The organism is Peribacillus sp. 05N428 (genome assembly GCF_056397085.1).
The window spans coordinates 101,747-116,294 of sequence record NZ_JBFTMS010000004.1; the positions used below are offsets into that span (position 1 = coordinate 101,747).

14 protein-coding genes are annotated in these 14,548 nt (G+C 43.5%); all 14 read left to right on the forward strand.

The annotated features are described in order from the left end of the window. Positions 1-85: 85 nt before the first annotated feature. The 14 genes from AC1DIV_RS05465 to AC1DIV_RS05530 all read left to right on the forward strand — a co-directional run bounded on the left by AC1DIV_RS05465 (position 86) and on the right by AC1DIV_RS05530 (position 14,473). Positions 86-544, forward strand: a complete 459-nt coding sequence (locus AC1DIV_RS05465) for a PRC-barrel domain-containing protein (protein ID WP_063594210.1) — start codon at positions 86-88, stop codon at positions 542-544. Next, positions 534-749, forward strand: a complete 216-nt coding sequence (locus AC1DIV_RS05470) for a hypothetical protein (RefSeq protein ID WP_034311361.1) — start codon at positions 534-536, stop codon at positions 747-749. Before AC1DIV_RS05465 ends, AC1DIV_RS05470 begins: the two co-directional genes overlap by 11 nt. A 226-nt stretch (positions 750-975) precedes the next feature. Then, a complete protein-coding gene (locus AC1DIV_RS05475; protein ID WP_340876956.1) occupies positions 976-2,052 on the forward strand; it encodes an AI-2E family transporter in 1,077 nt (358 codons plus the stop codon). A 310-nt stretch (positions 2,053-2,362) separates the two neighbouring features. Then, complete coding sequence (gene alaS, locus AC1DIV_RS05480; protein WP_477575930.1) at positions 2,363-4,999, forward strand: alanine--tRNA ligase; 2,637 nt, start codon at positions 2,363-2,365, stop codon at positions 4,997-4,999. A gap of 65 nt (positions 5,000-5,064) precedes the next feature. Beyond that, a complete protein-coding gene (locus tag AC1DIV_RS05485; RefSeq protein WP_034311358.1) occupies positions 5,065-5,334 on the forward strand; it encodes an IreB family regulatory phosphoprotein in 270 nt (89 codons plus the stop codon). After that, on the forward strand, positions 5,334-5,759 hold the full coding sequence (ruvX, locus tag AC1DIV_RS05490) for a Holliday junction resolvase RuvX (protein WP_034308633.1): 426 nt from the start codon (positions 5,334-5,336) through the stop codon (positions 5,757-5,759). Before AC1DIV_RS05485 ends, ruvX begins: the two co-directional genes overlap by 1 nt. 11 nt (positions 5,760-5,770) lie before the next feature. Next, the gene (locus AC1DIV_RS05495; protein ID WP_034308630.1) at positions 5,771-6,061 is read left to right on the forward strand and encodes a DUF1292 domain-containing protein; all 291 of its coding nucleotides are present in this window, start codon (positions 5,771-5,773) and stop codon (positions 6,059-6,061) included. Positions 6,062-6,882: 821 nt separating this feature from the next. Next, complete coding sequence (mltG, locus tag AC1DIV_RS05500) at positions 6,883-8,019, forward strand: endolytic transglycosylase MltG (RefSeq protein WP_445670130.1); 1,137 nt, start codon at positions 6,883-6,885, stop codon at positions 8,017-8,019. 273 nt (positions 8,020-8,292) lie between these two features. After that, positions 8,293-8,958: an O-methyltransferase gene (locus AC1DIV_RS05505; protein WP_034308624.1), complete on the forward strand. Its 666-nt coding sequence runs from the start codon at positions 8,293-8,295 to the stop codon at positions 8,956-8,958. Further along, positions 8,945-9,874, forward strand: coding sequence for a peptidase U32 family protein (locus AC1DIV_RS05510; RefSeq protein ID WP_048682757.1), 930 nt, complete (start codon positions 8,945-8,947; stop codon positions 9,872-9,874). Before AC1DIV_RS05505 ends, AC1DIV_RS05510 begins: the two co-directional genes overlap by 14 nt. Positions 9,875-9,906: 32 nt before the next feature. Next, positions 9,907-11,178, forward strand: coding sequence for a peptidase U32 family protein (locus AC1DIV_RS05515; RefSeq protein WP_034308621.1), 1,272 nt, complete (start codon positions 9,907-9,909; stop codon positions 11,176-11,178). Between the two features lies 1 nt (position 11,179). Further along, the gene (gene udk, locus AC1DIV_RS05520) at positions 11,180-11,818 is read left to right on the forward strand and encodes a uridine kinase (protein WP_034308619.1); all 639 of its coding nucleotides are present in this window, start codon (positions 11,180-11,182) and stop codon (positions 11,816-11,818) included. A 302-nt stretch (positions 11,819-12,120) separates the two neighbouring features. Further along, entirely contained in the window at positions 12,121-12,597 is a 477-nt protein-coding gene (greA, locus tag AC1DIV_RS05525) for a transcription elongation factor GreA (RefSeq protein WP_034308617.1), read from the forward strand. 124 nt (positions 12,598-12,721) lie between these two features. Then, complete coding sequence (locus AC1DIV_RS05530) at positions 12,722-14,473, forward strand: peptidoglycan D,D-transpeptidase FtsI family protein (protein WP_477575932.1); 1,752 nt, start codon at positions 12,722-12,724, stop codon at positions 14,471-14,473. Positions 14,474-14,548 lie beyond the last annotated feature (75 nt).

The window sequence follows — 14,548 nt, forward strand, 5'->3', positions numbered from 1 at the left end:
GTCGGACCAACAATGGAAAACCTTTCAGCACATCTATTTTCAGTAGTAAAGAGATAATAAAAATGTTCGGAAAGGCGGGATGACCTTGCGGACGTTTTCTTTATTGAAAGGAATGCCGGTTTTTACAATCAAAGGAGATAGAATCGGCACGGTCCACGATTTATCAATTTCTGAAATGGGACAGGTAACGGGGTTGGTCGTTCATCAGCAAGCATTGTTCAAAAGAGCTTTTCATTTGAAACTTGACGATATTTCTTCATTCGGTCCAGATGGGATCGTTATCAGCCAGCAAGATTCAACCTTAAGGAAAGTGCCTGCGGATTCCATTTGCCTATCGAAGGACGAATTATTGGGACGCATGCTGTTTTCAGAAATGGGCGAAGAACTTGGTTTACTGCAGGATGTATATTTCAAGGAAAAAATGGGCACGATTATAGCGTATGAAACAACGGATGGGTTTTTCTCGGAGTCGACAGTGATAGAATCAAAACAGCCGCCTGCATTAGGGAAGGACACCATCATTGTTTCAGTTTATGAACAGTGAGGTGTCCATTTTGGAAATTAAATGTCCGAATTGCCGCAGTAAAGATGTTGGGAAGATTGGCGTAAATCAATATTATTGTTGGAATTGCTTTATTGAAATGACTCTGTCCGAAGGGCTCATCAATACGCACCAAGTCGAGGAAGATGGAAGTTTAAGCTCATTGGACGATTTGTTTGAGGAAAATGACCGCCGCTTCGGTATGTAAATAACGGAAGAGGTGTTTGCAATGGCTAGACGTTCACGCAATACTCTAATGAATATGGGTTCGGACTTGATGAACTCGAAGATGATCAAACGGAACATGAAGAAAATACGCAAAAGATTAAAGTCATTATTATAGCAGGAATGGGTGTCCTGATAATGAGGGCACTCTTTTTTATGTATGAAAACCTTCCGCCTTTCGAAGAATAAATGAGCGGGGGGGGTTTATTGTGAGTATTCGGCTAAAGTGGTTTTATCGCCTGGGTTTTTTATTGCTCTTATTTTTCGTCATCTATATTTTTATGAAACTTAAGCCCATGTGGGGACCTGCCGTTACTGTATGTGTGACGGTGCTGCTGCCTTTTTTGATCGGTGCGTTCATCAGTTACTTGCTGCACCCTGTAGTGGAATATTTAAATGAGAAAGGGATGCGTCGCTGGCTTTCGATCACGATCATCTATTTGTTGTTTTTCGGGGGGATCGGTTTTGCCGTTTATAAAGGAATTCCAGTGATGGTCAGCCAGGTTCGCGAGCTGTCGGAAAGCGTGCCGGAACTGGTTGAACAGTACCGGGGCAGGATTGATAAGCTCAATCATCAAACGGCGGCCTGGCCGTTCGGAATTCATGAAAGATTCGAAGAGGGTGTCACCCTTTTCGAAGGGTGGCTGAAGCGTATACCTGAAAAGGCGATGGAGTATGCAATGAAGATGATTGATTTCATCGTCCTGATAGCGTTGATTCCATTCATTGCTTTTTATATCCTCAAAGATTTCACCGTTTTAAAAAAAATGGCATGGTATATGACCCCGAAAAAATGGCGCAATCAGGGACGGGCATTCGTTCGTGATGTCGATGCATCGCTTGGCGGCTATATCCGCGGACAAATCATCGTCTGTGTCGTGATCGGCTTGATTTCCTCGCTGCTCTTCTGGATAGCCGGAATGAAATATCCGCTTCTTTTGGGGGCGATAATCGGGATAACGAATGTCATTCCGTATTTCGGACCGATTATTGGGGCCATTCCTGCGGTGGTCATCGCCGCGACAATGTCAGTAAAAATGGTGTTGATCATCGCGGTCATCGTGCTTGTCCTTCAATTTCTTGAAGGAAATATCCTGTCGCCGCTAATAGTCGGTAAAAGCCTTCATATGCATCCGCTGTTCATCATGCTTGCATTATTGGCCGGAGGCGAAATAGGCGGTATCGTCGGCATGGTCCTTTCGATTCCCATCTTGGCTGTGTTGAAAGTTTTTGTACTTCATGCCCGCGTTCACTTTAGAAAGAAGCCGCCCCTTATTGACAAATAAAAGTCTTGTGAATATAATCCATAACATAAGATAATTCGTTGAAGGATGAAGTATGCTGAAGTCCATCTAAAGAGAGGGGTCCCCCAGGCTGAAAGGGACTGCCAGGTGAAGAGCAGCAGAAAGCTAGTCCTGAGAGCAGCTAATACCTGCCGTCACGCCGCGTTAAGGCTTTTATGAAGGTGATGGGCCTGGGATGAATTCCTGCGTCCATAATCAGGGTGGTACCGCGAGTCAACTCTCGTCCCTGTTTTTGGGATGGGGGTTTTTTGTGTGCTCAAAATTACATAATTTTTAAAAGGAGGATATATATATGAAGTATTTAACTGGTGCTCAAATCCGCCAAATGTATTTAGACTTTTTTAGTGAAAAAGGACATAACATCGAACCGAGTGCGTCATTGGTTCCTCATGAAGATCCATCTTTGCTTTGGATCAATTCCGGGGTGGCGACGTTAAAGAAATATTTTGATGGACGGGTGATTCCTGAAAATCCAAGGATTACGAATGCTCAAAAGGCGATCCGAACAAACGATATTGAAAACGTGGGGAAAACGGCACGTCATCATACGTTTTTCGAAATGCTCGGAAACTTCTCCATTGGTGAATATTTCAAAGAAGAAGCCATCACATGGGCATGGGAATTTTTGACCGATGAAAAATGGATTGGGTTCGACAAAGATAAATTGGCTGTGACGATCCATCCTGAAGATGATGAAGCATTCGAACTTTGGAATAAAAAAATCGGAGTACCTGCTGAAAGGATCATTCGCCTGGAAGAAAACTTCTGGGATATCGGGGAAGGTCCAAGCGGTCCGAATACGGAGATTTTCTATGACCGCGGACCAGCATATGGCGATGATCCGAATGATCCGGAACTATATCCGGGCGGGGAAAATGAACGTCATCTGGAAGTATGGAATCTTGTATTTTCTCAATTCAACCATAATCCGGACGGTTCTTATACACCGCTTCCAAAGAAAAATATCGATACAGGGATGGGCCTTGAACGTATGGCTTCCGTCGTTCAAGATGTGGCGACGAACTATGATACAGATTTATTCATGCCAATCATCCGCGCAGTCGAAGAGATATCCGATGTGAAATATGGTGTTGATACAGAAAAAGATGTGGCATTCAAAGTCATTGCCGACCATATTCGTACGGTAGCCTTTGCTGTAGGTGACGGGGCTCTTCCATCCAACGAAGGCCGCGGTTATGTATTGCGCCGTTTACTTCGCAGAGCGGTTCGATATGCTAAGCAAATCAACATCAACCGACCATTCATGTTCGAGCTTGTGACGGTCGTCGGTGAAATCATGAAAGACTTCTATCCTGAAGTCCTCAAGAATAAAGAATTCATTGCAAAAGTAATCAAAAATGAAGAGGAACGCTTCCATGAAACCCTGAATGATGGACTGTCCATCCTTTCTGAGGTCATTAAAAAGGAAAAGGAAAAAGGCAATACGACCATTCCAGGCAGCGATGCATTCCGTTTATATGACACATATGGCTTCCCGATTGAGTTAACGGAAGAATATGCAGAAGAAGAAGGCATGACGGTCGATCAAGCTGGATTTGAAAAAGAGATGGATGCTCAGCGTGAACGTGCCCGTTCAGCTCGTCAAGATGTTGATTCCATGCAAATTCAAGGTGGGGTATTGGGCGATATTAAAGTTGAAAGTGAATTTGTCGGATATGATCAAGTTGCTGTCGAAGCCAAAGTTGCTGCCATCATACAAAATGGCGAGCTTGTAACGGAGGCACAAGAAGGAGAAGAAGTTCAAGTGATATTGGACAAGACTCCTTTCTACGCGGAAAGCGGCGGACAAATAGCCGATATAGGAACGATGGCCAGTGAATCGGTGAAGGTCGATGTCCTTGATGTCCAAAAAGCTCCTAATGGTCAAAATCTGCACCGTGTAACAGTTACTGCCGGCACATTAACAGCAGATTCCCATATCGTTGCTGCGGTAAATCAAGAAAATCGCATCCATATCACGAAAAACCATACAGCGACGCATCTTCTGCATCAAGCGTTGAAAGATGTGCTTGGTACACATGTCAACCAAGCGGGTTCACTCGTACAGGCTGAGCGCCTTCGCTTCGATTTCTCTCATTTTGGCCAGATAACGGCGGAAGAGATTGAACAAATCGAAACGATTGTAAATGAAAAGATTTGGCAAAGCTTACAAGTGAATACGGACTATAAAAACATCGAAGAAGCCAAGGCTATGGGCGCAATGGCCTTGTTCGGCGAAAAATACGGCAAGATTGTACGTGTCGTTCAAATAGGCGATTACAGCTTGGAACTTTGCGGCGGTGTCCACGTTCCGAATACAGCGGTGATCGGCTTATTCAAAATCGTTTCCGAAAGCGGCATCGGTGCAGGGACTCGCCGTATAGAAGCGGTAACGGGTGCCGGGGCGTACAAATTGATGACCGATCAAATCGGTGTCCTGAAAGATGCGGCTGCTAAATTGAAAACGAACTTGAAAGACGTACCTTCAAGAATTGAAACGGTACTGGCTGAAGTGAAGGATCTTCATCGTGAAAATGAAAGCCTTACTGCAAAATTAAGTAATATTGAAGCAAGCAGCCTTGTTTCTAACGTAAAAGACGTAAATGGTGTTCAAGTATTGGTGGCGAAGGTTCAAGCTACCGACATGAATAATCTGCGTGCCATGGCGGATGATTTGAAACAAAAGCTCGATTCTGTCATTATCGTATTAGGTTCGGCCCAAGGCGATAAAGTCAATTTGATTGCCGGAGTGACCATGGATTACATCGACCGCGGTTTCCATGCTGGTAAATTGGTCAAAGAAGTTGCTTCCCGTTGCGGCGGTGGCGGTGGCGGACGTCCAGATATGGCCCAAGCCGGCGGAAAAGACCCTGAAAAATTGGATGCAGCACTTAATTTTGTTGAAGAATGGGTCTTATCGATTTCATAATCAATGGAAAGTGTTGTACAATGTAGGTAATAGTGGATTTGGACGCTGAGGAGAGGTGCATGTTAATGAGTTCCTTTGATAAAACGATGAAATTTAATTTTCCCGAAGAACCATTCGAAAGAGATGTACAAGAAGTATTGTCTCAAGTGTATGTTGCACTTCAGGAAAAAGGTTATAACCCGATAAACCAGATTGTCGGTTATCTATTATCTGGTGACCCGGCCTACATCCCGCGCCATATGGATGCTCGAAACATTATTCGTAAGCTTGAACGCGATGAAATCATCGAAGAATTGGTTAAATCGTATCTTAAGAACCATCGAGAGGAATACTAATGCGCACAATGGGACTTGATTTAGGTTCAAAAACCATCGGCGTCGCCCTGAGTGACGCGATGGGTTGGACTGCACAAGGATTGGAAACGATCAAAATTAACGAAGCTGGAAATGACTTCGGCTTTAAACGCCTCAATGAAATTATAAAAGAGCATGATGTTTCTAAAATTGTCCTCGGTTTACCTAAGAACATGAATGGGACTGTTGGACCGCGAGGCGAGATCAGCCAAGATTTCGCTAAACGATTAGAAAACAAATTCAAGCTGCCGGTGTTTCTCTGGGATGAACGGTTGACAACTATGGCGGCTGAACGTGTCCTTCTTGAGGCGGACGTGAGCCGAAGCAAACGCAAGAAAGTCATTGATAAAATGGCAGCTGTCATGATTCTGCAAGGATTCTTGGACAGACAAACAAATTCAATATGAGGTGAATACAAATGGAACACGGCGAAAACAACATTACAGTAGTAGATGAAAACGGAAACGAGCAGCTTTGCGAAATCCTTTTCACATTCGACTCAGATAAATTCAACAAATCTTATGTACTTTACTATCCGATGTCTGCAGAAGATGAAGAGGAAGAAATTGAAATCCACGCTTCATCATTCGTACCGAGCGAAGATAATAAAGATGGTGAACTTACACCGATCGAAACAGAAGAAGAGTGGGACCTTGTCGAAGAAATGTTAAATACATTCCTTGACCAAGAAGAAGCTGAAGAAGAATAAAAGAAAAAAACCGGCCCCTAGAGGTCGGTTTTTTTTTGAAAAGAGACTCAAGCTAAAATTTAATAACAAAATTGATTGGAGCGGGTGTGCGAGACTCCTGCGGGAAAAGCGTGTCTAAGGAGACCCCGCAGGCGGAAGCCGAGGAGGCTCCCGAGACCGCCCGCGGAAAGCGAGTACCTGGAGTGGAAATCACCGTTCAAATTGCACAAACCCATAAAAAACTGTAGACATTAAGGTCGGCTTTTTCATTTATGTACCAGTAACCCCTTATCTTTTCTTTGCTAATAAAAGCATAAAAGTAGCGAACGGGCCCAAAAATAATGATAGCAAGAACCAGTTCAGCGCCGTTCTATTTTTTCCTTGAGCAAGTCCGGCGTTTATGAGTGCCAATGTCCCCCAACCTACAAAATAAGACTGATCCAACTCCTCCACACCTTTCCTTTCCTCAAATCATTATGGCATTCCTATATGAATATTTCTGTAATTCCCTAAAATGCCAACATATGCAGGAAACTTTTTAAGCTGAGTATAATTAAAACAAAGTTGATTGGAACGGGTGTGCGAGACTCCTGCGGGAAAAACGCATCAAAGGGTGTGCCTGGAGCGGAAAAGATATCACTATTTTCCTATTAAATAATACCTGTATATTGACAAAACTAGTGCATTTTTGCCATAAATAGAGTATTGATGAATGTAGTTTTGCAAAAAACATGTAATTATTTGTTGATTTTAGTATAATGTTCGAAGCAAAGATTAATTAGAGAAAAAGCATCATCTAGAAACCATTCTGTAGTTGGTGTGAGTTTGCAGGGGGAATGAACATGGATGAAAAAGATAAAAATCTATCTAAAAAGGAACATATCCGAATGAAATTGTTAGAACAGCAAGGAGAAGCCAAGCTGGTTCGTAAAATCATCATGATTACGATCGCTTCGCTTATTGTACTAATTGGGGTAGTTGGTCTTGTGGGCTTTTTATATATCAACTCAGCCATGAAACCAGTCGATCCGGATGATGACACCATCAAGAAAGTGAAAATCCCGATCGGTTCTTCCGTTAACGGAATTTCAACACTGCTTGAAGAGCAGGGAATAATCAAGGACGCACGCGTATTCAAATATTATATTAAATTCCGCAATGAATCCGGTTTTCAGGCAGGGGAGTATAAATTATCACCTTCGATGCCGATTGAAGATATTGTCACAAGCATCAAAACCGGAAAACTCATGAAGGAAGCGGCAATGAAGATAACGATTCCTGAAGGGAAGCAGCTAATCCAAATTGCCGATATCATCGCGGGGAAGACGGGTGAAGATCCGAAAAAGGTCTTCAAGAAATTGAATGATAAAAAGTTCGTTCATTCCATGCAAGAGCAATTTCCGCAGCTATTGACCTCGGAAATTGAAAATGAAAAGGTTTTATATCCGCTTGAAGGGTACCTTTTCCCAGCAACTTATGACTTTTATGAGGAAAAGCCGACCCTGGAATCGATCGTCATCGAGATGCTGAAGAAAACCGAAGAGACATTGCAGGCTTACGAGGGCCAAATGGACAAGAACGATTATTCCGTACACGAGATGCTGACCTTCGCTTCGCTTGTCGAAGAAGAGGCGACGGCACAAGTCGATCGCGGAAAGATAGCTTCCGTCTTTTACAATCGTATCGAGGAAGATATGCCGCTTCAAACGGATCCGACCGTTTTGTATGCGAAGGGTTCACATAAGAGCAGGGTATATTATAAAGACCTTGAGGTGAAGTCCCCTTATAATACGTATAAGAACAAGGGGCTGCCGCCAGGGCCGATTGCAAATGCCGGAACGACATCGATCGATGCGGTATTGAAACCTGAGAAAACGGATTACCTGTACTTTTTGGCAACACCTGAAGGGGAAGTCCTTTACTCAAAGACCTTGGATGACCACAATAACAAAAAGGCAGAGCATATTTCCAATAAATAAATAAATAAATAAATAAATAAAAAAATGCAAGGACACTGAGGGGGGAGAGATATTACTTTCCCCTTGTTTTTATGATAGAATAGTACAAGTGAATTTTTGATCCGATTCTAATCGGTGACGTAACTCGGCGAATGCCGGGTTTTATTTTGAAAGATAAGGAAATGTAGATCGTCAAGCATACTTGTTTCAGCTCCTTTTGAAGAAATTGTTCATCAATTTTTTCATGTTACTGACCAAGCGCTTTTGTTTTTCCTTATAAATGGAGGAAACGTTTTGAACGGAAAAATAGAACAATATCTTCATTCCTTAATTCCGGAGCGTACGGGTTTGCTTAAGGAGTTGGAAGATTTTGCGATGGAAAATAATGTGCCGATCATGGAGCCCGAAGGAATTGAAGTGCTGCTTCAGATTTTAAGGCTTCATCAGCCAAAGGCGATATTGGAAGTAGGTTCGGCAATTGGCTATTCGGCCATAAGGATGGCTGAGACCCTTCCGGAAGCAGAAATCGTCACACTTGAACGGAATGAAGCCCGTATTGAGCAGGCAAGGGCTAACTTCAAGAAGGCGGGACTGTCGGAAAGGATCACCCTCATTGAAGGGGATGCCCTTGAAGCGGGACCGAAAGTGATGGAGCATGGCCCGTTCGATATCATCTTCGTAGATGCAGCTAAAGGGCAGTACAAGCGATTCTTTGAACTGTTTGAACCATTCCTTGCTGATGCTGGCATTATCATTACTGACAATGTTTTATTCAAAGGCTTGGTTGCCGAAAACATTGAAGAAATGGAAATGACGAGAAGAAAGCGAGCTCTTATCAAAAAAATCAGAGACTTTAACATCTGGTTACATGACCATCCCCATTTCGATACCGTAATTTTGCCGATTGGTGATGGTGTGGCCATTAGTAAACATAGAGGTGACAAAAATGAAAAAGCCTGAATTACTCGTGACTCCGACAAGTGTCGATCATATAACAGAACTCATCGATGCTGGCGCTGACGCCTTCGTCATTGGCGAACAACGTTACGCGCTAAGGCTGGCAGGGGAGTTCAATCGTGAAGATGTAGAGAAGGCGATTGAGCTTGCACATGCTGCGGGCAAGAAAGTGTACGTATCCATGAACGCCATTTTTCATAATGAAAAAGTGGACGAGCTTGAAGGGTATGTTACATTCCTTAAAGAGGCTGGTGCCGACAGGATCATTTTCGGTGATCCCGCAGTCTTGATGGCTGTCCGTGCCGTGGCACCTGATATGCCCCTGCACTGGAATACAGAGATGACGGTAACGAACTGGTACACATGTAATTACTGGGGAAAACGCGGTGCTGTCCGTGCCGTTGCTGCCCGTGAGATAAGTCTGGACGAGATCGTGGAAATGAAGGAAAATGCCGAAGTGGAGATTGAAGTGCAAGTGCATGGCATGACATGCATGTTCCAATCGAAGCGTACGCTCCTAGGTAATTACTTTGAATACCAAGGCAAGGCATTGGAAGTGGAAAATCGGAAGGAACAAAGAAATATGTTCTTGCATGATAAGGAACGCGAAAATAAATACCCGATTTATGAAGATGAAAATGGTACACATATCATGAGTCCGAATGATATGTGCATGATTGATGAACTTCAGGAATTGATTGAAGCGGAAATTGATTCACTGAAAATCGAAGGGTTACTGCAAACACCGGAATATGTCATTGAAATGACAAAGTTATATCGGGAAGCGATTGACGTATGTGCTGAAGACCCTGACCGCTATGAGGATATCAAATCGGAACTTTTTGAAAAAGTCAAAGCGGTTCAGCCGGATAACCGTGAGTTGGATACTGGGTTCTTCTTTAAAGAATCGGTTTATTAAAGAAAAGGGTAAGAGAAAGAGGAGGAATAGCCTTGAATGCTATTGCTGATAAAATTTCCAAGATCGTTGATGGAAAGAGAGTCATTGTAAAAAAACCGGAATTGCTGGCTCCGGCCGGCAACCTGGAAAAATTAAAAATTGCCGTCCATTACGGCGCGGATGCCGTGTTCATTGGCGGTCAGGAATATGGTCTTCGTTCCAATGCCGGTAACTTCACGTTTGAGGAAATGAAGGAAGGCGTCGAATTCGCTAATAAGTATGGTGCCAAAGTATATGTAACTACAAATATCTTCGCACATAATGAAAATATCGATGGTCTGGATGAATACCTGGAAGGTCTTCAGGAAGCAGGGGTTCATGGTATCATCGTCGCCGATCCATTAATCATCGAAACCTGTAAAAGGGTCGCTCCGAAAGTCGAGATCCATTTAAGCACACAGCAATCGCTATCGAACTGGAAGGCTGTTCAGTATTGGAAAGAGGAAGGCTTGGAGCGTGTTGTTTTGGCACGTGAGACGAGTGCTGATGAAATCCGTGAAATGAAGGAGAAGGTCGATATCGAAATCGAGGCTTTCGTTCATGGGGCCATGTGCATTGCCTATTCTGGACGCTGCACCCTTTCGAACCATATGACGGCTCGTGATTCGAACCGGGGCGGCTGCTGTCAGTCTTGCCGTTGGGATTATGATTTATATGAGTTGGATCAAGATGGGGAAAAGGCTTTATTCGATAAAGAAGATGCTCCATTCGCAATGAGTCCAAAAGACTTGAAACTGATTGAATCACTGCCTGGCATGATTGAAATTGGCATAGACAGCTTAAAAGTCGAAGGAAGAATGAAATCGATTCATTATATTGCAACGGTTGTCAGCGTGTATCGTAAAGTGATTGATGCGTATTGTGCTGATCCTGACAATTTCAAGATTAAACAAGAATGGCTGGAAGAGCTTGATAAGTGTGCGAACCGTGAGACGGCATCATCGTTCATGGAAGGGGAAATTCCTGGGTATAAACAGCAAATGTTCGGGAATCATACCGTAAAGACTCGCTTCGACTTCGCAGGATTGGTGCTTGATTACAACGAGGAAACTAAAATCGTCACCATGCAGCAACGTAATTTCTTCAAGCCTGGGGATGAAGTGGAGTTTTTTGGACCGGAAATCGAAAACTTCACTCAAAAAATCGGTACGATCTGGGATGAGTCAGGTAAGGAGCTGGAGGCAGCCCGCCATCCGCTTCAAATTGTCCGCATTCAAGTAGATAATAGAGTTTATGTGAACAATATGATGCGGAAGGAGAATTGATATGACAAGAAAGAAACCAGTGGTCATCGGAGTTACCGGAGGGTCGGGATCAGGTAAAACAAGTGTTACCCGTTCCATTTTTGAATTCTTCCAAGGACATTCCATCTTGATGATCGAACAAGATTATTACTATAAAGATCAAAGTCATCTGCCTTTTGAAGAGCGCCTGAAAACGAACTATGATCATCCGCTTGCATTTGATAACGATTTGCTAATCGATCACATTAACGCTTTGCTGCGCTATGAAACGATAGAAAAACCCGTTTATGATTATTCGATCCATACGCGTTCGGAAGAAGTCATCACAGTTGAGCCCCAGGATGTCATCATCCTTGAAGGGATTCTTGTATTGGAGGATGAGCGCCTCCGAGACCTGATGGATATGAAGCTATATGTCGATACGGACGCAGACCTGCGGATCCTTCGCCGGATGACCCGTGATATTAAAGAACGCGGCCGTTCCATAGATTCCGTCATCGAACAATACATCAGTGTCGTCCGTCCGATGCATAATCAGTTCATAGAACCGACGAAGCGTTATGCCGACATCATCATACCAGAAGGCGGTCAGAACCATGTGGCGATTGACCTTATGGTGACAAAAATTCAAACAATCCTTGAACAAAAGTCTTTTTTGTAATAACATAGCATAAATAATGATAGGTGCCATTTTCCTCCGTTTATTTAAAAATCCCATTTATTTAATGGGAAAGACTGGACAAATGTTGGAAAACGCAATACTCTATTCTTGATACAGAACGAACCGGCTGCTCACCGCAGTCGGTTTATATACTAAGGAACGGATTGTTTCTTAGTATCGAAGCGCGACTTTTTAAGTCGCGCAATTATATATTTTGACTCGATTTAGGGTTAAGCACGATATAGTACATAAACTTGTCACAGCGAATGCTTGCTGTAAAGAATTTGAAGGAGTGAAGGGTTTTGGCAATTGAAAAAGAGTATCCAATGACTAAAGAAGGTAAGTTAAAGCTTGAACAGGAACTGGAACAGTTAAAAACGGTTAAACGTAAAGAAGTGGTGGAAAGAATCAAAATCGCCCGCAGTTTTGGGGATCTTTCCGAGAACTCAGAATACGATTCCGCAAAAGAAGAGCAGGCTTTCGTTGAAGGACGTATTACAACAATCGAAAACATGATCCGCAATGCAAAAATCATTGAAGGCAATGATTCGAATACAGATACAGTTTCACTTGGAAAATCGGTAACATTCGTGGAACTTCCAAATGGTGATGAAGAAACATATTCCATCGTAGGAAGCGTTGAAGCGGACCCATTCGAAGGAAAAATCTCCAATGATTCCCCGATTGCGAAAAGCCTGATAGGGAAAAGGGTCGGCGACAAGGTATCGATCATGACACCTGGCGGCGAAATGAGCGTCAAGATTGTATCCATCGACTAAATAAAATGCAAAAGGGGATGTCCATCGGGGCATCCTCTTTTTTATGGAAAAGTGCCGCGTTAAATTTGTTCATAATTGTTTAAAAATTCGCACCTCGTCAACAATGGTTACCGAGGTGTATTTTATGAAAAAGAAACGAATGAGGTTGCTGGCTCTTTTTTTGACCGCTTTCATGCTGATGCTCATAGGCAGGCTTGCCTACATCCAACTTGTATCGACAGAATCTTTTTCAAAGCATGATGTGAACCTGTTGGAAGCAAGCGTGAATCAACGTTCACAGATATTAAAGATTGATGATGGACGCGGAAAGTTCTATGACAGAAATGGAGAACCGCTAGCACATGAAGAAATCCCGACACTCGTCCTTTTTCCATTTTTGAAAAAAATGACATGGCCCATAGATGATGTGGCTTCGATAATAGGAAAATCGGAAGCGGAGTTAAAACGGGCGATAGAAGAGGCGGATGAACCATTCGTATTTGGCGGGGATGAACCGATAGAGTTGACGTCCAGCCAATCGAAGGCAATCAATGAATTGAAGATTCCCGGGGTCTTTGCCGTGAATGAGAAATTATATCATGATCAAACGCCAGCAGCACAATTGATCGGAACGACGAACATATCTGATGCGGAAAAGAAAAAACGTTATCCGGACATGAATTTATCTCCTGAAACGAAAATAGGCAATACGGGACTGCAAAGGACCTTCGATGAGTTCTTGCTTTCCGCTGGGGAATCGAAGCTCGTTTTTCACGTGGACGCCAGCGGTGGACCAATGTTCGGTGTCGATGTTAAATATGTGGAACCTGCAAATCCGCTTTACCCGGTGAAGGTCATGACGACGATCGATAAAGAAATTCAGGAGAAAGCGGAGAAGCTAGTCGATGAACGCGGGATAAAAAAAGGCGGTCTCGTACTGATCGATATCGAAAAAAGTGAAATCGTCGCCATGGTATCACGTCCGGCGCTTAATATAAAAGATCCGAATGGCGAAGGGGCCGTCAATATGATGCTGACTCAAAAAACGCCGGGTTCCGTCTTTAAAACGGTCACGGCAGCAGCGGCCATCGATTATGAAGCGGCCAGCCCCACCCGGACATTTAATTGTAATTTGACGATAGACGGCAAAACGGATAAACAGAGGGAACTGGGCGTACTTAATTTTGAAAATAGCTTTGCCCAAAGCTGTAATAGGACGTTTGCCGAATTGTCACAGGAAATAGCCGAGAAGGATCCGGACTTTTTGGACAAATATGCAAAAATGTTAGGGCTGGTTGGTGAAACGGGCTGGCAAGGGGACGTATATCACACGGAAGTCACTCAGCTGCATCATGAGCAAACAGGAAAGGTCTGGCATGATGACGATTTAAAAAAAGATCCCAAAATGGTTGCCAAAACGGCAATTGGCCAGCAGGATGTCCAAACGACGCCGCTCGCGATCGCGAATATGATGGCAACGATTGCCCGCGGCGGCAAGAAGGAACAGGTCAAAGCCGTTTCCAAGGTCGAATTTAACAATAGTACGACCGTAGTCGATTTTCCCAATCAAAGTATTGGCGGGGAGACGCTGTCTCCATATACGACGATGAAGATGCAGCATCTTCTTAGGAAGGTCGTGACGGAAGAGAAAGGGACGGGCGCTTCTTTGAGAGATTTGCCTGTGGAAGTCGCCGGCAAGTCCGGGACAGCTCAGACCAATATCGAAAAAGGAGAGCTCAATAAATGGTTTGCAGGCTACTTTCCATATAAAGATCCCAAATATGCTCTTGTTACCGTAAGTTTTGAAACGAAGGAAAACAGTTCCAGCATGACGCCTCTTTTTTCAGATATTGTAAAAGTCCTGTACTCGAAGGACCAGGACAATAGCGAGAATTGACGAAAAGTGTAGGAAACCCTTCCCTTCTATCTCTGGCTAAATCATGTTAAAATGAGGCAGTAAGAAATGGTAAGG